This is a genomic window from Microbacterium oleivorans, from assembly GCF_001644225.1.
Lineage (GTDB): Bacteria > Actinomycetota > Actinomycetes > Actinomycetales > Microbacteriaceae > Microbacterium > Microbacterium gawkjiense.
The window spans coordinates 161455-183997 of sequence record NZ_LSTV01000003.1; the positions used below are offsets into that span (position 1 = coordinate 161455).

The window sequence follows — 22543 nt, forward strand, 5'->3', positions numbered from 1 at the left end:
CGGTGTGCGTAAGATACTTATCGCCCGAACATCGATTCGGCTTCGCGGCCCCGTTGATCCCCCCTGAAGCGCGGTCGCGTGGGCGGCACCCTTCCCCCCAATGGGTGCCGCCCTTCTTCTTTTCCCGGGCGGGGTGCGCCGGTTCCTGCACACCTCGAGTGCGGACGAGGTCCTCCACCGCTGCCCGACGGCCGCCGCGGCGCCCCCGTCGCCGCGCCTAGCGTCTCGGGCATGCCGCATCCGTTCATCGTCGCTCCGCGGGGCCGCACGGCGTCCGCCGAGCCGCGCCCGGTGCCGCCGCATCCCGTCGTCGCGCCGCTGCGGCGCTACCTCGCCGACCCCGAGGTGACCGACGTCTTCGTCAACGGCACGCAGGGGTTGTACGTGGACCGGGGCGCGGGAGCGGAACGGATCCCGGACTGGCGCCTCGACGAGGAGGCCGTCCGCGAGCTCGCCGTCGGGCTGATCGCGCTGGGAGGGCGGCACCTCGACGACGCGACGCCGTGTGCCGACGTCCGGTGGGAGCACGGGGTGCGGGTGCACGCGGTCCTGCCGCCCATCGCCTGCACGGGCGCGACGATCTCGATCCGTCTGCCCGGGACGGGTATGGCCGACCTCGACGAGCTGGGCCGGCGCGGCACCTTCGACGCCGCGACCGGCGCACGCCTCGAGCGGCTCGTCGACGAGCGGGCGAACATCCTCGTGACGGGGGCCACCGGCGCCGGTAAGACGACGCTGCTCGCGGCGCTCCTCGGGCGGGTCCCGGTCTCGGAACGCATCGTCACGATCGAGGACGTCGCGGAGCTGCGCATCGCCCACCCGCACCACGTCCGCCTCGAGGCGCGGCAGGCGAACCTCGAGGGCGTCGGTGCGATCGCTCTCGGGCGTCTGCTGCGCGAGGCGCTGCGGATGCGGCCGGATCGTCTCGTGGTGGGGGAGTGCCGCGGCGAGGAGGTCCGCGAATTGCTGACCGCGCTCAACACGGGGCACGACGGCGGCGCGGGCACCGTCCACGCCAGCGGGATCGCCGACGTGCCCGCGCGCCTCGAAGCGCTCGGCGCCCTCGCCGGCATGGGCGAGCGGGCGCTCGCGCGGCAGACCGCCAGCGCGATCGGCGCGATCGTGCACATCGAACGGGGGCGTGACGGGGTGCGGCGCGTGACGGGGATCGCGCGTCCCGTCGTGCGCGGCGACCGGCTCGGGGTGGAGGACCTCCCGTGAGGCGCCGCAGGAGAGCGGATGCCGCGGCGGCACCCGACGCGGCAGCGGTCGCCGCCGTCGTCCAGCGTCTCGCGGTCCTGCTGCAGGCCGGCATCGCGCCGGGCGCGGCCTGGCGCCACCTGGCCGCGGCGGGGGACGACACCGCCCGCGCGGTCTGCGCCCGCCTCGACGCGGGGGATCCGCCGGCATCCGCTCTCGCCAAACGCGGCGAGGCTTGGCGGCAGATTGGGGTGGCGTGGCACGTGGCGACCGTCGTCGGGGCGCCCCTGGCGGCGAGCCTGCGCGGCCTCGCCGAGGCGCTCCGCGACGCCCATCAGGCGCGCGACGACGTGCGCACGGCGCTCGCCGAGCCGCAGACGACGGCCCGCCTCATCGCGTGGTTGCCCCTCGTCGCGTTGGGGCTGGGCGCGGCGCTCGGGTTCGACCCGTTCACGGCCCTCGCCACGCCGGCGGGCGCCGTGTGTCTCGTGGCCGGAGGGTCGCTGATGCTCCTGACCCACCGGTGGACCCGCGCCCTCGTCGCCCGGGCGCAGCCGGGGGACGACATCCCGGGCCTGGACGCCGAGGTGATCGCGATCGCCCTCTCGGGCGGCGTCTCCATCCCGCGCGCGATCGAGGTCGCGGCGGCGGCGTCGGGCCTCGCGCCGTCGAGCGAGACCGGCGCGGTGCTCGCCCTCTCCCGCTCCGCCGGAGCTCCCGCCGTCGAACTGCTCCGAGCGGATGCCGCGGCCCGCCGTCAGGCGGCACGAACGGAGGGTCGGCTGCGCGCCGCCGCCCTGTCCGGGCGGCTCCTGCTGCCGCTCGGGGTCTGCACCCTCCCCGCGTTCCTGTTGCTCGGCGTCGGGCCGATGCTGCTCTCGGTCCTCACCACGACCCCGCTCACGCTGTGAGCCCCACACGTGCCCACATCCACAACCCACATCGGAGGAGATCATGACATCCCACGACCTGCCCACCTTGACCCGCCGTCGCGCGGCGGAACTGTTCGCCGACGAGACCGGCGCGGCGACTGCCGAGTACGCCATCGCGACGATGGCGGCGGTCGCCTTCGCGGGCCTGCTCGTCATCATCATGCGCTCGGATGAGGTGCGCGGCATCCTCACCGACCTGGTCCGGCGCGCCCTGACCGTCTCATGAGGCGCGACGAGCGGGGATCGGTCGCGGCGGAGTTCGCCGTGACGGTCCCCGCCGTCGTCCTCGTGCTCGTGCTCGCGGTCTCGGCGCTCTCCGTGGGCGGTCGGCAGGTGCGGCTCGAGCACGCAGCCGCGCAGGCGGCCCGCCTGGCCGCTCGGGAGGAGCCCGCCGATCGGGTGGTCGCCGCCGCGCGCGCCCTCGCCTCGGGCGCCGAGGTCGGGACCCGCCGGGACGGCGACCTCGTCTGCGTCGATCTGACCGCGGCACCGGGGGTCCCGCTGCCGCTGCCCGACCTGCGCGCATCGTCGTGCGCCCTGCCCGCGCCGGAGGGGGACTGATGGCAGGATCGGCGACGACCGTCGGCGTCCTGGCGGTCACGGCGACGCTCGCGGTCGGCTTTATCGCGGCCGGAGGGGCGGCGGCGACCGCCGCGCGCGCCGCAGGAGCCGCCGACGCCGCAGCCCTGGCGGCCGCCGACACCGCCTCGGGCCTCGTTCCCGGCGAGCCGTGCGCACGCGCCGCGGACGTCGCCTCGCGCGTGGGCGCGTCGGTCTCCGCGTGTCGCATCGACGGCCTCATCGCCACGATCGAGGTCTCGATCGGTGTCGGCCCCCTGGACGCGCGGGCGCGCGCCCGCGCGGGGCCCCCACCCGGTGCCGGGTGACGCGCCGGACCGCAACCGCTCCCAGCGTGCTCTTGACAACGCGGTGTGTATGGTGTGCAACGAAGAAAGGACCCCACGTGGCACAGGGCAAGAAGCTCGTCATCGTCGAGTCGCCGACGAAGATGCGCTCGATCCAGGGATACCTGGGTGACGGATACGAGGTCATGAGTTCGGTCGGGCACATCCGCGACCTCGCCGACAAGAAGGACATCCCGGCGGATCTGAAGAAGACCTCCGTCGGCAAGTACTCCATCGACATTGAGAACGACTTCACTCCTCTTTATGTGGAGAGCGACCGCGGCAAGAAAACGGTCGCCGAGCTCAAGCGCGCCCTGAAGAACGCCGACGAACTCCTGCTCGCCACCGATGAGGACCGCGAGGGCGAAGCCATTGCGTGGCACCTGCTCGAGACCCTGAAGCCCAAGGTCCCCGTCAAGCGCATGGTCTTCCACGAGATCACGAAGGACGCGATCCAGGCCGCGGTGAAGAACACCCGCGAGCTCGATCACGCCCTCGTCGACGCGCAGGAGACGCGGCGCATCCTCGACCGCCTCTACGGCTGGGACGTCTCGGACGTCACACGCCGCAAGGTCGGTCAGGGCACGAGCGCCGGGCGCGTGCAGTCCGCCGCGACCCGCATGGTCGTCGAGCGCGAGCGCGAGCGCATGGCCTTCGTCTCCGCCTCCTACTGGGATGTCGACTCGACCGCCGTGAAGGGGTCGGACTCGTTCGCGATCCGCCTCGCCCGCCTCGACGGCGCCCCTCTGGCGCGCGGCACGGACTTCGACGACACCGGCGCGCTGAAGAAGGCCGTCGTCGTGCTCAGCGAGGACCAGGCGCGCGAGCTGGCCGCCGCGCTCGAGGCGTCGGGCGCGGCATCCGTCGTCAGCGTCGAGGCCAAGCCCGGCACACGCAGCCCCAAGCCCCCCTTCACGACCTCGACCCTCCAGCAGGAGGCCGGTCGCAAGCTCTCGATGAGCGCCAAGCACGCCATGGGCGTCGCGCAGCGGCTCTACGAGAAGGGGTACATCACCTATATGCGTACCGACTCGACCGCCCTGTCGGCCCAGGCGGTCACCGCGGCGCGCACGCAGGCCGTCGCGTTGTACGGCGACAAGGCCGTGCCCGCAAACCCCCGCAGCTACCGCAACAACGCGAAGAACGCGCAGGAGGCGCACGAGGCGATCCGTCCTTCGGGCGAGCACTTCCGCACGCCCAAGGAGGTCACCTCCGGCCTCGACCGCGACGAGCTGCGCCTCTACGACCTGATCTGGAAGCGCACCGTCGCCAGCCAGATGGCCGACGCCAAGTACGAGACGACGACCGTCACGATCGACGCGGATGCCGCCGGTCGCACCGCGACGTTCACGACATCCGGCACCGTCTACACGTTCAAGGGCTTCCTCGACGCGTACGAGGAGGGCCGCGACGAGAAGCGCCACGACAACGACCGCACCGACGACCAGTCCCTGCCGGCGCTCGCCGTCGGCGACGCACTGCGGCTGACCGACGTCGAGCCGAAGGGGCACGCGACGAGCCCCAAGCCCCGCTACACCGAGGCGTCGCTCGTCAAGGCGCTCGAAGAGCGCGGCATCGGCCGTCCCTCGACCTTCGCGAGCATCATCGACGTCATCCTCGACCGCGGCTACGTGTCCAAGCGCGGCCAGGCCCTCGTCCCCAGCTGGCTCGCGTTCAGCATCGTGCGGCTGCTCGAGGAGCACTTCGCCGATCTCGTCGACTACGACTTCACCGCCGCGCTCGAGGACGACCTCGACGCGATCGCCCGGGGCGAGCAGAACCGCGCCGCCTGGCTGCGCGAGTTCTACTTCGGCTCCGAGGACCACGTCGGCCTCCGCAACATCGTCGACAACCTGGGCGACATCGACGCGCGCGAGATCAACTCCACCAGGATCGGCGACGTCGCGGTCCTCCGCTTCGGCCGCTACGGTCCGTACCTCGAGGTCCCGGGCGACGACCCCGAGACGCCGCGACGCATCAACGTCCCCGACGACCTCGCCCCCGACGAGCTCACGCCCGAGAAGGCGCAGGAGCTCATCGAGGCGCCCGTCGGCGGCGACCGTGTCCTCGGGCAGAACCCCGAGAACGGCCGCGACGTCGTCATCAAGGACGGTCGTTTCGGGCCCTACCTCGAAGAGGCGCTCCCCGAGGAGGAGGCGCCGGCCGAGGAGGCGAAGCCCAAGCGCGGCGCGAAGAAGGCCGTCGCGCCCAAGCCCAAGCGCGCCTCGCTGTTCAAGAGCATGTCGCCCGAGACGATCGACCTCGCGACCGCGCTGAAGCTCCTGTCGCTGCCGCGCGAGGTGGGTGTCGACCCCGAGTCCGGCACCGTCATCACGGCCCAGAACGGTCCGTACGGTCCGTACATCAAGAAGGGCACCGACTCGCGCAGCATCGCGAGCGAGGACATGATCTTCGACATCACGCTCGAGCAGGCCCTCGAGATCTACTCGCAGCCGAAGTACGCCAACCGCGCCGCGACCTCGCTGAAGGAGTTCGAGGCCGACCCGGTCAGTGGCAAGCCGATCCGCATCAAGGACGGCCGTTTCGGGGCCTACGTCACCGACGGCACGACCAACGTGACGATCCCGCGCGGTCAGACGCCCGACGACATCACCTTCGAGGTCGCCGTGCAGATGCTCGCCGACAAGCGGGCCAAGGGGCCAGCGCCCAAGCGCACGACCCGCAAGCCCGCGGCGCGCAAGCCGGCGGCGAAGAAGAAGTGACCTCCGGGCTGTGGATCACCCTCGAGGGGGGTGACGGCTCGGGCAAGACGACGCAGGCGGCCCTGCTGGAGCAGTGGCTCCGCGAGCAGGGTCGCCGGGTCGTGCGCACGCGCGAACCCGGCGGCACCGACGTCGGCGTCCTCATCCGCGACATCGTCCTGCACCACCGGGGCGACATCGCGCCGCGCGCCGAAGCGCTCCTCTACGCCGCCGACCGCGCCCACCACGTCGCGACCCTCGTTCGACCGGCGATCGAGCGCGGCGACGTCGTCCTCCAGGACCGCTACCTCGACAGCTCGGTCGCCTACCAGGGCGCCGGCCGCGTGCTCGACGGCGGGGAGATCCGCGACCTGTCGCTGTGGGCCGCCGAGGGTGCGCTCCCCGACCTCACGGTCCTGCTCGATGTCGATCCGGCGACGGCGCGCGGACGATTGGATGCCGCCGACAAGCCGTTCGACCGACTCGAAGCCGAGAAGGGCGCGTTCCACGAGCGGGTGCGTGCGGCGTTCCTCGCGCTCGCGGAGGCCGATCCGGACCGCTTCCTCGTCGTTGACGCGACACGGGCGATCGACGAGATCGCGGCGGAGATCCGCTCCCGCGTCGCCCCGCACCTGTCCTGAGCGTCGCCGGCACCTCGTAGGCTGAACGGCATGACCGCCTCCACCGACGTGCTCCCGTGGGGCGAGGTCTGGGGTCAGGACGAGGCCGTCGCGCAGTTGCGGGCCGCGGCATCCGACCCCTCTCAGCTGGCGCACGCGTGGCTCATCACGGGGCCGCCGGGATCGGGCCGGTCGACCCTCGCGTACGCGTTCGCGGCGGCGCTCATCGCCGAACCGGGCGACGAGAACGCGATGCGGCAGGTCATGGCGCGGACCCACCCCGACCTCGCGGCCCTCCGCACCGAGGGCGTCATCATCTCGATCAAAGAGGCGCGCTCGCTCGTCGAACGGTCCTACTTCTCGCCGTCGCTCGGGCGCTACCGGGTCATGGTCATGGAGGACGCCGACCGCATGGTGGAGCGGACGAGCAACGTCCTGCTGAAGGCCCTCGAGGAGCCGCCCGAGCAGACCGTCTGGATCCTCTGCGCGCCGAGTGACGCGGACCTGCTCCCCACGATCCGCTCACGCGTGCGCATCCTGCGGCTGCGCGAGCCCGACGTCGCCGACGTGGCCCGGCTCATCGTCCAGCGGACGGGCGTCGACGAGGCCGTGGCGGAGCAGTCGGCCCGGCTCGCGCAGCGCCACATCGGCATGGCGCAGCGGTTGGCGACGGATGCGGCATCCCGTGAGCGTCGCGAGCGCACCCTCCGCGCGGTCCTCCGTGTGCGCGGTGTCGGCGATGCGGTCGAGGTTGCGGCCACGATCGTGCAGTCCGCGACCGACGACGCGAAGGCGCTCACCGCGGAACGCGACGAGAGCGAGCGCGAGGCGCTGTTGCGCACGCTCGGGGTCGCTCCGGGCAGCGCCGTGCCTCCCGCCGTGCGCAGCCAGGTCAGCGCCCTCGAGGACGAGCAGAAGCGGCGCGCGACCCGCAGCCTGCGCGACGGGATCGACCGGGTGCTGACCGACCTCGAGTCGCTCTACCGCGACGCGCTCATGCGGCAGTTCGGCCGCGAGACCGAGCTCATCAACCGCGAGCTCACGCCCGACATCGAGGCGCTCGCGGCGGCGTGGACGCCGCAGCACACCCTCACCGTCCTCGACGCCATCGCGCTCACGCGCACCAACCTGCAGGGCAACGCCGCCCCCGCCCTGGCCCTCGAGAGCATGCTGATCACCGTCGCGACGGGGCGCGCGGCGTGATCCGCGGCGCGCTCCGCCGCGCGGCGGCCGCCGTCCTGGCGGCCGGTCTCGCGGCGGCGATGCTCGCCGGCTGCACCCCGAGGACGCCCGTCGCCCCCGACCGCACGCCGGTGGTCTCCGGCGCCCCCGCCGGCTTCGAGGACTACTACGGCCAGGACGTCGCGTGGGAGCAGTGCACCGGCTTCGACGACGGGGGCTACTTCTGCGGCACGATCACCGCGCCGCGCGACTGGACCGCCCCGGACGCCGGCGACCTCGACCTCGCCGTCATCGTCCGCGTCGCCTCGAACGGCGAGTCGAAGGGGTCGCTGTTCGTCAACCCCGGCGGACCGGGTGCGAGCGGCGTTGACATGGTCCAGCAGTCCGCAGGTTTCGCCGTGGGACCCGAGCTGTTGCAGTCGTACGACGTCGTCGGCTTCGATCCGCGCGGGGTCGGACGCTCCACGGCGGTGCGCTGCCTCGACGCCGCCGCGATGGACCGGTACCTCTTCGACATCCCCGCCGCCCCGCGCGGCACGCCCGAGCGCGTCGGCGAGCAGCGGCAGTCGGCCGCCGCGTTCGCCCGCGCCTGCGACGCGAACAGCGGCGGCATCCTGCCCTTCATCACCACCGAGAACGCGGCCCGCGACCTCGACCTCATGCGCGCTGTGCTCGGCGACGAGAAGCTCGCCTACCTCGGATACTCGTACGGATCGTTCCTCGGCGCGACGTACGCGAAGCTCTTCCCGCAGAACGTCGGCCGGGTCGTCCTCGACGGCGGACTCGACCCGTCGATCCCGGGCGCGATCGTCGGCGCGCGACAGGCGGCCGGTTTCCAATCCGCGCTCGATGCCTATCTGACCTGGTGCCTCGCCGGCTCGGACTGCCCGTTCGACGGGGCGCAGGACGCGGCGCAGCAGCAGCTCGAGGATGCGCTCGCCGCCGTCGACGCGTCCCCGCTGCCGGCCTCGGACGGGCGGATGCTGGGGGCCGACTCACTCGTGATGGGCATCATCTCGGCGCTCTACAGCGAGGGCAGCTGGATGACCCTCTCCTCGGCGCTCACCGCGGTCCTCGAAGGCGACCCCGACGAGATGTTCGACCTCGTCGACCGCTACTACAACCGCTACGACGGGTCGTACCTCGACAACTCGACGGAGGCGTTCTCGGCGTACAACTGCATGGATTACCCGGCCGACCCCGCCGACGTCGTCGCCGAGGCGGAGGCGCAGGTCGCCGAGGACGCGCCCACCTTCGCGCCGTACTGGAGCTCCGACGTCGACCTCTGCGACGAATGGCCCTACCCGCCCACGGGTACCCGCAACGAGATCACCGCCGACGGGGCGGCGCCGATCCTCGTCATCGGCACCACGAACGACCCCGCGACCCCCTACGAGTGGTCGGCGGCACTGGCCGAGCAGCTGAGCTCCGGCATCCTGATCACGCGGGTGGGGGAGGGGCACACCGGGTTCAACAAGGGGAACGCCTGCGTCGACGAGACCGTCGTGGCGTACGTCGAGGACGGCGAGGTGCCCACCGGCGACGTCCGCTGCGACGCCGGATAGGGGCGCGTTCGCACCATCCCCTCGGACCCTGTAGGATCGATGATCGTGCAACGCGCGAGCGAAGCGCGCCACCTTAGCTCAGACGGCAGAGCGATTCACTCGTAATGAATAGGTCAAGGGTTCGATTCCCTTAGGTGGCTCCAGAACAGAGGACACACGGGTGACACAGGCCCTCGATGCGATTCTCGAGATCTTCTCGTGGGTGGGCTTCGGGGCTGCCGTCGTCTTCGGGATCGCCGCCGTCGTCGTGTGGGCGTCCGACGGCACTTGGCTCCCCGCGGACGCGTACCTCGACGAGGACGGTCGCACCCTGCGGTGGCTCGACGACGCGGGCGAGGTGAACGCCGCCGAGCTGTCCGCTCACGACCGCGATCACCTCCGGGCAGGCGGCACGGCGCGCATCTGGTATCGCCACGGCTGGCGCGACCGCATGCGGTTCACGAGGCGTCCGCCCGTCCTGCGCCTGCTGGTGGGGCTCGCGATCGGCGGCGGTGTCCTGGGCGTCGTCTCGGTGCTCGCCTCGGTGATCGTCTTCTTCCTGCGATCCTGAGATTGTTGTAAAAGCGTATATCTAGATAAGCTAGGTATATGTCCTCCGCATCGACACCCTCGCGCTGGCTGCGCATCGCGCTTCCGCTCGTCCTCGTGGTCATCTGGCTCGCCGGGGGATCCATCGGCGGGCCCTACTTCGGCAAGGTCGAGGAGGTCTCGACGAACGACCAGTCGAGCTTCCTGCCGCAGAGCGCCGAGTCGACGCAGGTGCAGGAGCGCCTCGACGACTTCCTCGGCGGCGACGCGATCCCGGCGCTCGTCGTCTTCGAGGGCACCGGCAGCCTCGACGCCGCCGACCTCGAGGGCGTGCAGACCGTCGCCGACGAGATCGGTGCGCTCGAGGGCGTCCTCGAGGTCTCGCCCGCCATCCCGTCCGAGGACGGCGAGGCGGCGCAGGTGGTGGTCTCCATCGACGCTTCGGCGGAGGTCACCGACATCGTCGGCGAGGTGCGAGAACTCGTCGCGGCGGACGCTCCCGACTCACTGCAGGCGTGGGTCACCGGTCCCGCTGGCTTCACCGCCGACCTCGCGACCGGCTTCACCGGCATCGACGGCCTGCTGCTGCTCGTCGCGCTCGGCGCCGTGTTCGTCATCCTCGTGGTCGTCTACCGGTCGCCGCTGCTGCCGATCCTCGTGCTGCTGACTTCGGTGTTCGCCCTCTGCGTCGCGCTGCTGAGCGTATGGTGGCTCGCGAAGGCGGGGATCGTCGTCCTCAACGGTCAGGTCCAGGGCATCCTCTTCATCCTCGTCATCGGCGCCGCGACCGACTACGCCCTGCTCTACGTCGCGCGCTTCCGGGAGGCGATCGGGGAGGGCCGCCGGAGGTGGGATGCCGCGACCGCCGCCTGGAAGGGGTCGATCGAACCCATCCTCGCCTCGGGCGGCACGGTCATCGCGGGCCTGCTCTGCCTGCTGCTGAGCGACCTCGCGAGCAACCGTGCCCTCGGCCCCATCGCCTCGATCGGCATCGCGTTCGCGATGCTGTCGGCGCTGACCTTCCTGCCCGCGCTCCTCGCGCTCGTCGGGCGCGCGGCGTTCTGGCCGTTCATCCCGAAGACCGGCATGGCGGAGCTCCCCGCCGACTTGACGCAGCCCACCCGCGGCCTGTGGGCGAAGCTCGCACGGTTCGTCGCGCGCCGCGCGCGGGTCGTCTGGATCCTCTCGACGGTCGTGCTGCTGGCGGCATCCGTCGGTGTCACCCAGCTGAAGGCGGACGGCGTCCCGGCCAGCGAACTCGTGCTGGGGGAGTCCCAGGCGCGGGACGGCGGGGTCGTGCTCGCCGAGCACTTCCCGGCGGGGTCGGGCAGCCCGCTCTACGTCATCGTGTCCGAGGGCGACGCCCCCGAGGCGGCCGAGCTCGTCGCCGGTCAGGACGGGGTCGACTCCGTCGGCGTCGTGGCCGACGACACCCCCTCGGGGCAGGCCGCCGTCAGCGTCGAGGGCGGCGAGCTCGTCCTCGCGCCGCAGGGCCCTCCCGGGACGCCGGCCCCCGAGCCGACCGTCGACGGCGGCGACGTCATGCTCGTGGCCACCCTCTCGGACGCGGCGGACTCGCTCGAGGCCGAGCAGACGGTGCGCGACCTGCGAGCCTCCCTCGCCGACGCGTCGTTCGACGGGATCGTCGGCGGCACCACCGCCGTCGACCTCGACACGAACGACACCTCGATCCGCGACCGGACGGTGATCATCCCCGTCATCCTCGTCGTCGTGCTGCTGATCCTCATGCTGCTGCTGCGCTCGGTGCTCGCACCGGTGCTACTGATCCTCAGCGTCATCGTGTCGTTCGCGGCGGCGTTGGGGGTGAGCGCGCTCGTCTTCAACGACGTGTTCGGGTTCCCGGGCGGGGATCCCGCCGTCCCGCTCTACGGCTTCGTCTTCCTCGTCGCCCTCGGCATCGACTACAACATCTTCCTCATGTCGCGGGTGCGCGAGGAGTCGCTGGCGCACGGGACGCGCCGCGGCATCCTCCGCGGGCTCGTCGCGACGGGCGGGGTGATCACCTCGGCGGGCCTCGTGCTGGCGGCGACGTTCGCGGCGCTCGGCGTGATCCAGATCCTCTTCCTCGTCCAGCTCGCCTTCATCGTCGCCTTCGGCGTGCTGCTCGACACGTTCATCGTGCGCTCGCTGCTCGTGCCGGCCCTCGCGTACGACATCGGCCGGAAGATCTGGTGGCCCTCGAAGCTGTCCCGTGTCGATGCGGAGGATGCGCCTGCGGACGCCGCGCCGGAGGAGATGACGCGCGCCGAGTACCGCCGCACGCTCGACGCGTGAGGGGCGCCGTCAGTCGACCGAGCGGCGGCGGGCGACGAGCGCGGCCACGAGGCGCCATCCCACCAGCAGCAGGAGCAGGACGGATGCCGCGACGATGACGAAGGCGACCTGCACGCCCTGACCGGAGAGGGCGCGCAGCATCATGCCGCCCGCGACGGTGACCGCCCACACCGGGATGCCGGTGCGCACCACCGCGAGCGGGGCGCGCCAGGCGAGGGCCACCAGCCAGCCGGCCACGAGGGCGGCGACGAAGGGCCCCGCCGTCGTCGCGAGACCCGCGAACGGCGCCTCGGAATGGCTGGCCCGTCCGATCGCGGCGAAGACCGTGACCAGCACGACGTCGAGGCCGAGGGCGGCGAGGATGCCTGCGGTCGAGCGGCGGTCGCGGACGGGGACGGTCATGGCGCCAGCGTAGCCGCGCCGCCCGCGACACGGAGATGACCGCCGGCCCCGCGCCGTCGTACCCTCGTCACATGACCCGAGCGCTGTTCATCGTCGATGTGCAGAACGATTTCACCGAGGGCGGGGCCCTGGGCGTCGACGGAGGGGATGCGGTCGCCGCAGCGATCACGTCACACCTGAGAGCCCACGCCGCCGACTACGACCTCATCGTCGCCTCGCGCGACTGGCACGACGGCGACGGCGACAACGGCGGGCACTTCGCCGCCGAGCCCGACTTCGTCGACTCGTGGCCCGTGCACTGCGTCGCGGGCACCCCGGGCGCGGACTACGACCCCGGCCTCGACACGAGCACGGTCACGCACCACGTCAAGAAGGGGCAGGGCCAGCCCGCCTACTCGCTGTTCGAAGGGGTGACGGATGCCGGTGAGACGGTCGCCGACCTCTTGACGGCGCACGGCGTGGTCGACGTCGACGTCACCGGGATCGCCACGGATCACTGCGTGCGGGCATCCGCCCTCGACGCGATCGCGCACGGGCGACGGGTGCGCATCCTCACCGACCTCATCGCCGGCGTCGCGCCCGCCCCCAGCGAAGCCGCGCTCGCCGAACTCGCGCACGCCGGTGCCGAGCTCGCCTCGTCGACGGGCAACCGGGACGAGAGCGGCCGGTGAGCCGTCAGGCGCCCGCGGGCTGGTACCCCGACCCGGGCGAGCCGGATCAGCTGCGATGGTGGGACGGCACGGAGTGGGCGACCGACACGGTCGCCCCCCGCACACCGGTCGCGGTCGACGACCCGGAACCCGCCGCTGCCCCGGCGCCCGCCCCCACGTCTTCTCTCAACCCCGCCCCGGCGCCCACTCCCGCCCCGGCACCCGGCGCCGCGCGCGCCGGCACCGTCTGGATCTGGGCGGCGATCGCGGCATCCGTGCTGCCGCTCTACACGGGGGCGTTCCTCGACGGGGAGGCGGTCGCGCGGCTGTTCGGTGAGGCGTCCGCCGCGCTGACGCCGGCGGGGTGGATCGTCGCCGGCCTCAGCCTGCTGGTCGTCGTCGACCTCGTGCTCGTCGCCCTCGCGGTGCTGTTCGCGCGCCTCGACCATCGCGCGCTGCGGCGTCGCGGCATCCCGTCGCCCTTCGGCTGGGGATGGGCCGCGCTCGCCTTCGTCGCCACCCTGGGCGTCTACGTCGCGGGTCGCACGTTCGTCGTGCACCGCGAGACGGGCCGCGGGCTCGCGCCGTTCTGGGGCTGGCTGATCGCGACCGCCGTCGGCCTGGTCGTCTTCGCCGTCTGGATCACCCTGTTCTCGGACGCGGCGTGGGAGGCGGTCACCACCGCACGGTGACGCTCAGCGAGCGGGCGTGTTCCCTTTCGATCGATTGTGCGACGCCACATTCGGAGCTTTCTCACGCCGCTCGATCAGGCGAATCAAGCTGTCGGCGCTATCGAGCTCCACCGAGCGAAGCGCGGCGTCCAGCACCTCATCGTCAATGTGAACCGGTCGCCGGAACGGAGCAGTCCCATATCCCGTGAACTCTGAAAGGAGGCGCCGCGCAGTCGCAAGGTCGAGGAACACGGCCACGGCTTCGATGAGTTCTTCGCGAGCGAGAGCGCTCTCAGCGGATACGGCCAGCCGTCTCGACCGAAGACGCCGCAACTGGCTGTATCGCCTTAGAGATCCAAAAGACCTCCTGAGTGTCTCTGCGTCGGCGTTCGCCGCGAGCGCTTTTCTGTCTTCGTGGGTGATCTGAGGCTCTGAGTCGAGCTCATCGCCCCACCACATTCTTCGCGCGATCGTGTCGTGGACTGCTTCCATGCTCCCCGAGATCTCATCACGCACGAGCCTGGCAGCCGCACGCATCAGTTCGGCCTGCATCAGGCGACTCCTCCGCGACTCCACCAGTGTGAAGATCGACTGTGCGAGCACTGCGACTAGCGCTGCGAGCGCTACGGCGGATCCTTCGTCCACGCTTGCCTACTCTCCGTCCGCGTCCGAACGTCGGGCGCCTCCTTCACGGTAGCGCGACGACTGGCCGAACGTCGCGAGGCGGCTGCCTGACCCGACGCCGTCACACATCGTCGGCGGGGTGTCAACCGGCATCCGCTCGGTCCGCGCCCCGGGAAGACTCGCGTCATGCCCCCTCACGATGACGCCGCTCCCGGTCAGGATCTGCGCAGCTACGCGCCGATCGGTGACGGCCGCACGGTCGCGCTGATCGGGCTGCGCGGTCAGATCGATTGGATGCCGCTGCCCGGCATCGACGACCTGCCGATCTTCGGGCGACTGCTCGACGACGACGCCGGCGGGTGCATCGAGCTCGAACCGGTGGAGGAGTACGACGTCCGCCGCCGCTACCTGCCGCGGACCAACGTCCTCGTGACGACCTTCCGTACCGCGTCGGGCACGGCGACCGTGACCGACGCGCTCGTGACGGGTGTCGCAGGGCGGCTGCCGTGGGCGGAGCTCGCCCGCCGCGTCGACGGGGTGGAGGGCGAGGTGGCGTTCCGCTGGCGCGTCCAGCCCGGCACGTCGCTGAAGACCGCCGCACCCTGGCACGACCGGGCGAACGGCCGCAGCATCCTGCGCTCGGGACTCACGACGATCGGCGTGACGGGGCGCGACCACGGGCCGGAACCCGCGGCATCCGCCGACGGCATCGCGACGGGACTCGCGGGCGGCTTCACGGCCACGAAGGGCAGCCGGCACCTGCTCATCGTCGTCGGCACGCACGACGAGCCGATCCACTTCCCGGAACCCGACAACGTCGACCGCGGGATCGACCGCACCATCGAGGCCTGGCGCGCCTGGTCGCGGGAGTTCTCGTACGACGGTCCGTGGGCGACCGACGTGCAGCGGAGCGCGCTCATGCTCAAGCTCCTCATCCACAGCCCGACCGGTGCGATCGCGGCGGCCGCGACGACCTCGCTCCCCGAGAACCTCGCCGGAGGCAAGAACTGGGATTACCGCCTCGCCTGGGTGCGCGACCTCGCGTACACGCTCGACGCCCTCGTCGGGTTCGGGCTGCGCGAAGAGACGCACGCCGCCATCTCGTGGCTGCTGCGGACGATCCGCCGGCACGGGCCGGAGCTGCACGTCATGTACACCCTCGACGGCGAGCTCGACGGCCACGTCACCGAGTACGACGTGCCCGGGTGGCGCGGGATCGGCCCCGTCGTGACCGGCAACCCCGCCCGCGAGCAGGTGCAGCTGGGCGTCTACGGCGACCTGTTCGCGATCTGCCGGGCCTACGTCGAGGCGGGGAACGCCCTCGACGTCGAGACCGGACGCATGCTGTCGATGTACGCCGACAAGGTGTGCGATTCGTGGCGGAACCCCGACTCGGGCATGTGGGAGCTGCCCGAGGAGCGGCACTACGTCTCGTCGAAGATGGGATGCTGGCAGGCGCTCAACGACGCAGTGCGGCTCGCCGAGCTCGAGCAGATCCCGGGCAGCAGCGAGCGGTGGGCGGCCGAGGCGGAGCTCGTGCGCGACTGGGTCGACGAGCACGGCTGGTCGGAGTCCCGCGGCGCGTACGTCATGGCCCAGGGCAGCCGCGACCTCGACGCCTCCGTCCTGCTGCATTCGCTGAGCGGCTTCGACCGCGGTGAGCGGATGTCGCGCACGATCGATGCGCTCTCGGGAGAACTCGGCGAGGGGTCGCACCTCTTCCGCTACACGGGCATGCGCGAGGAGGAGGCGACCTTCGTCGCCTGCGGCTTCTGGCGCGCCGCCGCGCTCGTGTGCGTCGGCCGCCACGACGAGGGCATCGCCGCGATGAACGAGCTCGTCGCCTCGGGCAATGACGTCGGCATGTTCGCCGAGATGATCGACCCCGACGACGGCGCGTTCCTCGGCAACCTGCCGCAGGCGCTCAGCCACCTGGCGCTCATCCGTGCAGCCCTGACGATCCGCGAGCTGGTCGGCGACGACGCCGACGGCCGCTGACGACCACCACGACCACCATGAAGAAGAAGGAGAGCACGATGGCACGCGACCAGTACACGTTCACGAACCCGGTGGAGCTCTACGCGCACATCGAACCGCGCAAGAGTCACCAGGAGGAGCCCGGCCTCGACGCCGACCTCGCTCCCCAGGCCGACCTCGGCGAGGACACCTATCGCGGGACGGGCCGGTTGACGGGGCGGAAGGCCCTCATCACCGGTGGTGACTCCGGCATCGGCGCCGCGACGGCGATCGCCTTCGCCCGTGAAGGGGCCGATGTCGCCCTGTCCTACCTGCCGGAAGAGGAGGAGGATGCGCAGCGGATCGCCGGCATCCTGCGTGAGGCCGGAGCCAACGTCCTCACCCTGCCGGGCGACCTGAAGGACAAGGACTACTGCGTCGGCCTCGTCGCGCAGGCGGTCGAGGGCCTCGGCGGCCTCGACATCCTGGTCAACAACGGCGGCAAGCAGATCTACAGCGAGGACATCACCGAGCTTCCCGACGAGCAGTTCGACCACACGTTCACGACCAACGTCGACGCGATGTTCTGGATCACCAAGGCGGCGGTTCCCCACCTCCCCGCGGGATCGACCATCATCAACACGACCTCGATCCAGGCGTACTCGCCGTCCGAGACCCTCGTGGACTACGCCTCGACCAAGGCGACGATCAACGCCTTCACCAAGGCGCTCGCCCAGCAGCTGGCCCCCAAGGGCATCCGCGTCAACGCGGTCGCTCCGGGACCGGTCTGGACGCCGCTGCAGGTGACCGACGGGCAGCCGCCCGAGAAGCTCGAGCAGTTCGGCGAGGACACCCCGCTCGGTCGCATGGGGCAGCCCGCCGAGCTCGCCCCGGCGTACGTGTTCCTCGCCTCGCCGGAGTCGAGCTATGTCCTCGGCGAGACGCTCAACGTCAACGGCGGGATGCCAACCCCCTGACAATCGCATGACGAAGGCCCCGTCGCATCGCGCGGCGGGGCCTTTGTCATGCCGCGTCAGGCGTCGACGAGCTCCTTCTCCGCCGTCGCGGCCCGCTTCCGGGCGACGACCTTGCTGCGGATCGAGAACACCAGCACGGCAGCCAGCAGCGCGTACAGCGTGATCGAGATGGGGCCGTGGACGAGGACGGTGAAGTCGCCGTTGGCGCTCATCGCGGCATCCCGCAGGCTCGTCTCGGCGAGAGGTCCCAGGACCATGCCGATGATGAGCGGCGCGAGCGGGAAGTCGAGCGCCCGCAGGAGGAAGCCAAGGATGCCGATGCCGAGCAGCATCACGAGGTCGAACGTCGAGCCCGACGTGGCGTAGATCCCGAGTCCGCAGAAGACTGTGATGCCCGCGTACAGGTACGGACGGGGGATCAGCAGGAGCTTCGCCCAGAGCATCGCGAACGGCAGGTTCAGGATGAGCAGCACGACCATGGCGATGAAGAAGCTCGCCAGCAGGGCCCAGACGAGGTCGGGCGCACGGTCGAACAGGAGGGGCCCCGGCTGCAGACCGTACTGGCGGAAGGCGGCGAGCATGATCGCGGCGGTCGCCGAGATCGGCAGGCCGAGCGCCAGGAGGGCGCCCATCGCCATCCCGGTGGTCGAGTTTCCGGCGGCCTCGGGGGCGGCGAGTCCGCGGATCGCACCCTTGCCGAACATCGGGTTCTTCCGCCGCTTGTCCAGGCGCTTCTCGAGGCCGTAGGCGAGGAAGGTCGGGATCTCGGATCCGCCCGCGGGCACGACGCCGAACGGCAGGCCGATCGCGGTGCCGCGCAGCCACGCCGGCGCCGCCTCCTTCAGCTCGCGACGGCTGAGCCACGGGCGGCCCGTGGGCTTGATGAGCGCCTTGTCGGTCATGTGCCGCTCGAGGCATGCGACGTAGATCACCTCGCCGAGGGCGAGGATCGCGACGGTGACGGTCACGAGCGAGATGCCGTCGAACAGGTTGGGGGAGTCCATCGTGAACCGCGGCGCACCCGAGACGCCGTCCACGCCGATGACGGCGATGCCGAGGCCGATGAACAGCGACGTCAGACCCTTGATCGCGCTGTCGGCGACGACGGACGAGGTCGCGGCGAACGCGAACACGGCGAGGGCGAAGAACTCGGCCGGACCGAACCGGCTCGAGAAATCGGCGAGGGCGGGGGCGACGAAGACGACGACGATCGAGGCGACCATGCCGCCGATGAAGGCGCCGATCGCCGCGGTGGCGAGGGCCTGCGCGGCGCGGCCGTTCAGCGCCATCTTGTGGCCCTCGAAGGTGGAGGCGATGGCGGATGCTTGGCCCGGCGTGTTCATCAGGATGCCCATCGTCGAATCGCCGAAGAGGCCGCCGAAGTAGACGCCCGCGAACATGATGAACGCCGCCGTCGGGTCGAGGGAGAAGGTGATCGGCAGCAGCAGGGCGACCGCCATCGACGAGCCGAGCCCGGGGAGGACGCCGACCGCGGTGCCCAGGAGGCATCCGATGAGCACCCAGAGCAGGTTCGCGGGGGTGAGGGCGCCGGCGAAGCCTTCGCCGAGGAGTGTCAGGACGTCCATGTCAGAAACCTCCGAGGATGCCGGACGGGAGGGGCATCCCGAGGGCCATGTCGAAACCGATGTAGGCGAGGGAGCTCAGCGTGAGCCCGACGATCAGGCTCTGCACCGGCCGGGTCGCCCCGAACGCCCGCGCGATGCACCAGAAGAGCAGGCCGGCTGCGAGGATCCAGCCGAGGATCTCGAGGAGGAAGGCGAAGGCCAGGAACGACAGCACGACCCATGCGAACGAGCGGAGGTCGACCCGCACGGGGCGCGGCGGCTCCTCACCGGCGCGCTCGGCCTCGAGTTCGGCGGTCAGCGCGTCGGGGGTGGCGCGGATCTCGCGGATCGCGCCGACGGCGAGGACCGCGGCGAAGGCGTAGAGCCCCGCCGCGATGATGCCGGGGAAGAACTGCGGCCCCGGGAAGGCCGCGCCTTCGGGGACGCGCATCGTGACGATGCCGACGACGAGGTACGTCGCGAACCCCACGAGGATGAGGGGCATCGTGAGGCCCTTGAGCAGGGCGGCGAGTCCGGGGCCCGAGACCAGGCGGAGGCGCTCGCCGACGACGGCGGACGCCGATGTGGGGTTGGCGGGGAAGCTCACAGACCCATCTCCTCGTACAGTTCGCGGATGCGGACCTCTTCGTCCCGAAGGAACGCGTCGAGGTCGTCGCCGGTGATGATGCGTTCGGTCCAGTGGTAACGCTCCATGGCGTCGGCCCATTCGGGGGTCGCGACGCTGTCGAGCACGAGCTCGGTGAGCGCGTCGCGCTCGTCGTCGTCGAGCCCCGTCGGGGCCGAGAGCGACCGCCAGTTGGTGAGGGTCACGTCGTGGCCCTGCTCGACGGCCGTCGGGATGTCGATGCCCTCAATCGGCTCATTCGCCACGAGTGCGAGCGCGCGCAGGCGGCCGGCCTCGATCTGGTCGATGTTGTCGGGATAGCCGCCCGCCGCCGCCTTCGCGGTGCCGTTGAGGAGGGCCTGGATGGCCTCGCCGCCGCCGTCGGACGAGATGTAGGTCGTGTCGACCGGATCGATCCCCGCCGACAGCGCCAGGTCGGTCACGACCAGCTGGTCGAACGAGCCGCCGCCGGTCCAGGGGAGCGCCTTCGGGTCGTCCTTCCACGCCTGGACGAGGTCGTCGAGGGTCTCGTAGGGCGAGTCGGCCGGGACCACGATGACGTCGTACTCCTCGACCACGACGGCCAGCGGGGTGACGTCGTCGAGGGTCGCGGCCGAGTCGAACTGGATCGTGGCGGCCAGCAGTCCCGTGCCGCCCACGAGCATGTTGTTGGGCTGACCCTCGAGCACCGACACGTTGCCGAGGGCGATCGTGCCGCCCGCGCCGGGCATGTTCACGACCTGCACGTTGTTCACGAGGCCGTTCGCCTTCTGCGCCTGCTGCAGCTCGCGAGCGACGCCGTCCCAGCCGCCGCCCGCGGCAGCGGGGGCGACGATCGTCATGGACGCGCCGACCTCGTTGCCGGTCGATGCGGAGACGACCGATCCGGTGGCCGCCGTGCCGATGGCGGCGGCGGCGATCACGCCGCCGATGATCTTGCCCACCACGCTCCGGGTGCGCCGCGGCGGCGCAGGGTTGTCTGTGAGCGCAGGGGTGTCTGTCTGGGTCATCGTTGCTCCCTCCGCGCGGACATCGTCGTCTCCGCGCGATCGAAATAGGATGACAGCGCGCGGCGACGGGCCGGCATCCGCCGTCGGTTGTTCTCTTAAACGCTCACGCGTCGCGCGACGGACGAGGAGTGGTGCACGATGGCGTCTCCGCTGCGGCCCCGCGCGGTGCGGTTGCTGCTGCTCGTGCTGCCCTCGGTCGTGACCCTCGCGGCGCTGTCGGCGACCGTCGCGGTCGCGATGGACGTGCAGGAGCGGACGATCCGAGAGGCGACGGCCGAGCGCGTCATGGGGGTCGCGGAGAGCATCGCCGACCTCGGGGAGGTCCGGGCGACGCTGTCGGCCGTGACGGATGCCGGGACGCCGGCCGACCTCGCCGACGCCACCGACCTCGCCTCGGCGACGGCGGCGCTGCAGCCGCTCGCCGAGCTCGTCGCGGCAACCGCGGGGGTGTACTACGTCGTCATCACCGACGACGAGGGCGTCCGCATCACGCACCCGTCCGCGTCGGAGCGCGGCGTGCAGGTCGAGACGACGAACGCCGCCGTGCTGGCGGGCGAGACGTTCCTCGGCACCGAGCGCGGCGCCTCGGGCCCGTCGCTGCGGGCGAAGGTGCCGGTGCGCGCCGACGACGGCGGGATCGTCGGGATGGTCGCGGTGGGCGTGCTCGAGTCGAGCATCGCGGACGACCGCGACCACGCGCTCGCCGGCCTCCTGCCGTGGGGGATCGGGGCGCTCATCGTCGCGACGCTCGCGGGTTCGGCGCTGACGGCGGCGGTCGAGCGCCGGTTCCGACGAGCGGATGCCGTCGCCGCCGAGAACGCGCAGATGACACGCACGACAGCCGCCCTCCGCGAGCAGTCGCACGAGTTCCGCACGCGGCTGCACGTCATCCACGGGCTGGTGTCGCGCGGTGACGAGGCGGCGGCGCTCGGCTACATCGAGGACGTCGTCCCGATGCGCGCGCACGAGGACGGCGCGACCGACGCGGAGCCGATCGCCGAGGCGACGATGCACGCCGTGCGCGCCGAACTGCTCGACCTCGGCGCCCAGGCCGAGTTCGACCTAACGCTGGCGGAGGACCTCGACGAGGGTGCCGTCTCGGTCGTGGCGAACCTCTGCCGCAACGCGGGCGAAGCCGGTGCCACCCGGGTGCGGTGCGTGCTGCGCGACGACGGCGGGCGCCTGCGGGGCGCCGTCGAGGACGACGGTCCCGGGGTCGATCCGCGCGTCGCGGGCCGGATCTTCGGGCAGGGCTTCTCGACGAAGCTCGACACCACCGGCTTCGGCCGCGGGTACGGGCTCGACCTCGTCCGGCGCACGGTGACCTCGCGCGGCGGCACGATCGAGGTCGGCCCGTCGGCGCTCGGTGGCGCGCGGTTCGCGTTCGAGATGGAGCGGGTGTGACCGCGCCGGCGATCCGGGTGCTGGTCGTCGACGACGACCAGGGTGCGCGTGCGCTGCACTGCCGGTTCGTCGACGCCGTGCCCGGGTTCACGGTCGCCGGCGCCGCGGGCACGGGACGCGACGCCCTCGCGCAGAGCGCGGCGGGCGTCGACCTCGTGCTGCTCGACATGCGGCTCCCCGACATCAGCGGCGTCGAGGTGCTGCACCGGCTGCGGACCGTCGGCGAGGTCGAGCCGGACGTCCTCGTGATCAGCTCGTCGCACGACCAGACGACGGTGCGGCAGGCGCTCGCCGCGCGCGTGGTCGGCTACCTCGTGAAGCCGTTCACCGAGGCCGCCCTCCGCGAGCGGCTGGAGCGGTACCGCGAGGAGCGACAGGCCCGGTCGGATGCCGGGCGTGACCGCCCGCTCGCCCAGGGCGAGATCGACCGGCTGCTGGCGACCGGCGGCATCCGGACCATCACCGCCCCCTCCAGCGGGTCGCGCCCGCTGCCGAAGGGCCTCGCCGCCCCCACGCTGGCACGGGTGCTCGAGGCGCTGGACCCCGTCGCGGGCCGCTCGGTCCTCGAGGTCGCGAGCGCGTGCGATCTGTCGCGCGCGACGGCGCACCGGTACCTGACCCACCTCGCCGACTCCGGCGCGATCGCGGTGTCGCACCGCTACGGCCGGCGCGGCCGCCCCGAGGTGCTCTACCGGATCGCGCCGGTCTGACGCGGGCTCAGCCGGTGACG

At 71.8% G+C, this 22543-nt stretch carries 22 protein-coding genes and 1 tRNA gene; 18 read left to right on the forward strand and 5 right to left on the reverse strand.

The genetic code is table 11. The features are described from left to right. Positions 1-231: 231 nt before the first annotated feature. The 12 genes from AYL44_RS09510 (at position 232) to AYL44_RS09565 (ending at position 11929) form a co-directional block, all read left to right on the forward strand. Positions 232-1221, forward strand: coding sequence for a TadA family conjugal transfer-associated ATPase (locus tag AYL44_RS09510; protein ID WP_064003056.1), 990 nt, complete (start codon positions 232-234; stop codon positions 1219-1221). Further along, positions 1218-2111, forward strand: a complete 894-nt coding sequence (locus AYL44_RS09515) for a type II secretion system F family protein (protein WP_064003057.1) — start codon at positions 1218-1220, stop codon at positions 2109-2111. Before AYL44_RS09510 ends, AYL44_RS09515 begins: the two co-directional genes overlap by 4 nt. Before the next feature lie 43 nt (positions 2112-2154). After that, the gene (locus tag AYL44_RS09520; RefSeq protein WP_064003058.1) at positions 2155-2358 is read left to right on the forward strand and encodes a DUF4244 domain-containing protein; all 204 of its coding nucleotides are present in this window, start codon (positions 2155-2157) and stop codon (positions 2356-2358) included. Continuing rightward, positions 2355-2693, forward strand: a complete 339-nt coding sequence (locus tag AYL44_RS09525) for a TadE family type IV pilus minor pilin (protein ID WP_157532614.1) — start codon at positions 2355-2357, stop codon at positions 2691-2693. The genes AYL44_RS09520 and AYL44_RS09525 overlap by 4 nt, the downstream gene beginning before the upstream one ends. Continuing rightward, positions 2693-3019, forward strand: a complete 327-nt coding sequence (locus AYL44_RS09530; protein WP_064003059.1) for an Rv3654c family TadE-like protein — start codon at positions 2693-2695, stop codon at positions 3017-3019. Before AYL44_RS09525 ends, AYL44_RS09530 begins: the two co-directional genes overlap by 1 nt. Positions 3020-3096: 77 nt before the next feature. Then, positions 3097-5760, forward strand: a complete 2664-nt coding sequence (topA, locus tag AYL44_RS09535) for a type I DNA topoisomerase (protein WP_064003060.1) — start codon at positions 3097-3099, stop codon at positions 5758-5760. Beyond that, a complete protein-coding gene (tmk, locus tag AYL44_RS09540) occupies positions 5757-6380 on the forward strand; it encodes a dTMP kinase (protein WP_064003061.1) in 624 nt (207 codons plus the stop codon). The genes topA and tmk overlap by 4 nt, the downstream gene beginning before the upstream one ends. Positions 6381-6410: 30 nt before the next feature. Beyond that, the gene (locus AYL44_RS09545; RefSeq protein ID WP_064003062.1) at positions 6411-7562 is read left to right on the forward strand and encodes a DNA polymerase III subunit delta'; all 1152 of its coding nucleotides are present in this window, start codon (positions 6411-6413) and stop codon (positions 7560-7562) included. After that, positions 7559-9106 (forward strand): alpha/beta hydrolase, encoded by a 1548-nt coding sequence (locus tag AYL44_RS09550; protein WP_064003063.1) that lies wholly within the window; start codon positions 7559-7561, stop codon positions 9104-9106. The genes AYL44_RS09545 and AYL44_RS09550 overlap by 4 nt, the downstream gene beginning before the upstream one ends. A gap of 67 nt (positions 9107-9173) precedes the next feature. Next, positions 9174-9249 (forward strand) — tRNA-Thr (locus AYL44_RS09555). Between the two features lie 17 nt (positions 9250-9266). Continuing rightward, complete coding sequence (locus tag AYL44_RS09560; RefSeq protein WP_064003064.1) at positions 9267-9656, forward strand: hypothetical protein; 390 nt, start codon at positions 9267-9269, stop codon at positions 9654-9656. A 38-nt stretch (positions 9657-9694) separates the two neighbouring features. Continuing rightward, entirely contained in the window at positions 9695-11929 is a 2235-nt protein-coding gene (locus tag AYL44_RS09565) for an MMPL family transporter (RefSeq protein ID WP_064003065.1), read from the forward strand. A 9-nt stretch (positions 11930-11938) separates the two neighbouring features. Here the strand turns inward: AYL44_RS09565 and AYL44_RS09570 are convergent, their stop codons facing one another. After that, positions 11939-12331, reverse strand: a complete 393-nt coding sequence (locus AYL44_RS09570; RefSeq protein ID WP_064003066.1) for a DUF3054 domain-containing protein — start codon at positions 12329-12331, stop codon at positions 11939-11941. Between the two features lie 71 nt (positions 12332-12402). On the opposite strand from AYL44_RS09570, the gene AYL44_RS09575 reads away from it, so the two are divergent. Further along, positions 12403-13002, forward strand: a complete 600-nt coding sequence (locus tag AYL44_RS09575) for an isochorismatase family protein (protein WP_064003067.1) — start codon at positions 12403-12405, stop codon at positions 13000-13002. Then, the gene (locus tag AYL44_RS09580; RefSeq protein WP_064003068.1) at positions 12999-13673 is read left to right on the forward strand and encodes a DUF2510 domain-containing protein; all 675 of its coding nucleotides are present in this window, start codon (positions 12999-13001) and stop codon (positions 13671-13673) included. The genes AYL44_RS09575 and AYL44_RS09580 overlap by 4 nt, the downstream gene beginning before the upstream one ends. 3 nt (positions 13674-13676) lie before the next feature. Here the strand turns inward: AYL44_RS09580 and AYL44_RS09585 are convergent, their stop codons facing one another. Further along, positions 13677-14297 carry a hypothetical protein gene (locus AYL44_RS09585; RefSeq protein WP_157532616.1) on the reverse strand — a complete coding sequence of 207 codons (621 nt, stop codon included), beginning with the start codon at positions 14295-14297 and terminating at the stop codon, positions 13677-13679. Between the two features lie 165 nt (positions 14298-14462). On the opposite strand from AYL44_RS09585, the gene AYL44_RS09590 reads away from it, so the two are divergent. Next, complete coding sequence (locus AYL44_RS09590) at positions 14463-16274, forward strand: glycoside hydrolase family 15 protein (protein ID WP_064003070.1); 1812 nt, start codon at positions 14463-14465, stop codon at positions 16272-16274. A gap of 38 nt (positions 16275-16312) precedes the next feature. Then, entirely contained in the window at positions 16313-17209 is an 897-nt protein-coding gene (locus tag AYL44_RS09595; protein WP_064003244.1) for an SDR family oxidoreductase, read from the forward strand. Between the two features lie 56 nt (positions 17210-17265). On the opposite strand, the gene AYL44_RS09600 is transcribed toward AYL44_RS09595, so the two are convergent. The 3 genes from AYL44_RS09600 to AYL44_RS09610 are packed head-to-tail and all read right to left on the reverse strand — an operon-like array spanning position 17266 to position 20409. Beyond that, complete coding sequence (locus AYL44_RS09600; protein WP_064003071.1) at positions 17266-18795, reverse strand: tripartite tricarboxylate transporter permease; 1530 nt, start codon at positions 18793-18795, stop codon at positions 17266-17268. A gap of 1 nt (position 18796) precedes the next feature. Next, a complete protein-coding gene (locus AYL44_RS09605) occupies positions 18797-19381 on the reverse strand; it encodes a tripartite tricarboxylate transporter TctB family protein (RefSeq protein WP_064003072.1) in 585 nt (194 codons plus the stop codon). Beyond that, on the reverse strand, positions 19378-20409 hold the full coding sequence (locus AYL44_RS09610; RefSeq protein WP_064003073.1) for a tripartite tricarboxylate transporter substrate binding protein: 1032 nt from the start codon (positions 20407-20409) through the stop codon (positions 19378-19380). Before AYL44_RS09610 ends, AYL44_RS09605 begins: the two co-directional genes overlap by 4 nt. A 138-nt stretch (positions 20410-20547) precedes the next feature. On the opposite strand from AYL44_RS09610, the gene AYL44_RS09615 reads away from it, so the two are divergent. Both AYL44_RS09615 and AYL44_RS09620 read left to right on the forward strand, forming a co-directional pair. Further along, positions 20548-21813, forward strand: a complete 1266-nt coding sequence (locus AYL44_RS09615; RefSeq protein ID WP_231872769.1) for a sensor histidine kinase — start codon at positions 20548-20550, stop codon at positions 21811-21813. After that, positions 21810-22523: a response regulator gene (locus AYL44_RS09620; protein WP_064003074.1), complete on the forward strand. Its 714-nt coding sequence runs from the start codon at positions 21810-21812 to the stop codon at positions 22521-22523. Before AYL44_RS09615 ends, AYL44_RS09620 begins: the two co-directional genes overlap by 4 nt. The last annotated feature ends 20 nt before the right edge of the window (positions 22524-22543 follow it).

What these genes read in the sequence shown, in the direction of transcription:
- AYL44_RS09595 (WP_064003244.1), top strand. Translation starts at nt 16,313, where the DNA reads ATGGCACGCGACCAGTACACGTTCACGAACCCGGTGGAGCTCTACGCG.
- AYL44_RS09565 (WP_064003065.1), top strand. Translation starts at nt 9,695, where the DNA reads ATGTCCTCCGCATCGACACCCTCGCGCTGGCTGCGCATCGCGCTTCCG.
- AYL44_RS09525 (WP_157532614.1), top strand. Translation starts at nt 2,355, where the DNA reads ATGAGGCGCGACGAGCGGGGATCGGTCGCGGCGGAGTTCGCCGTGACG.
- AYL44_RS09615 (WP_231872769.1), top strand. Translation starts at nt 20,548, where the DNA reads ATGGCGTCTCCGCTGCGGCCCCGCGCGGTGCGGTTGCTGCTGCTCGTG.
- AYL44_RS09600 (WP_064003071.1), bottom strand. Translation starts at nt 18,795, where the DNA reads ATGGACGTCCTGACACTCCTCGGCGAAGGCTTCGCCGGCGCCCTCACC.
- AYL44_RS09510 (WP_064003056.1), top strand. Translation starts at nt 232, where the DNA reads ATGCCGCATCCGTTCATCGTCGCTCCGCGGGGCCGCACGGCGTCCGCC.
- AYL44_RS09610 (WP_064003073.1), bottom strand. Translation starts at nt 20,409, where the DNA reads ATGACCCAGACAGACACCCCTGCGCTCACAGACAACCCTGCGCCGCCG.
- AYL44_RS09575 (WP_064003067.1), top strand. Translation starts at nt 12,403, where the DNA reads ATGACCCGAGCGCTGTTCATCGTCGATGTGCAGAACGATTTCACCGAG.
- AYL44_RS09590 (WP_064003070.1), top strand. Translation starts at nt 14,463, where the DNA reads ATGCCCCCTCACGATGACGCCGCTCCCGGTCAGGATCTGCGCAGCTAC.
- AYL44_RS09545 (WP_064003062.1), top strand. Translation starts at nt 6,411, where the DNA reads ATGACCGCCTCCACCGACGTGCTCCCGTGGGGCGAGGTCTGGGGTCAG.
- AYL44_RS09520 (WP_064003058.1), top strand. Translation starts at nt 2,155, where the DNA reads ATGACATCCCACGACCTGCCCACCTTGACCCGCCGTCGCGCGGCGGAA.
- AYL44_RS09530 (WP_064003059.1), top strand. Translation starts at nt 2,693, where the DNA reads ATGGCAGGATCGGCGACGACCGTCGGCGTCCTGGCGGTCACGGCGACG.
- AYL44_RS09570 (WP_064003066.1), bottom strand. Translation starts at nt 12,331, where the DNA reads ATGACCGTCCCCGTCCGCGACCGCCGCTCGACCGCAGGCATCCTCGCC.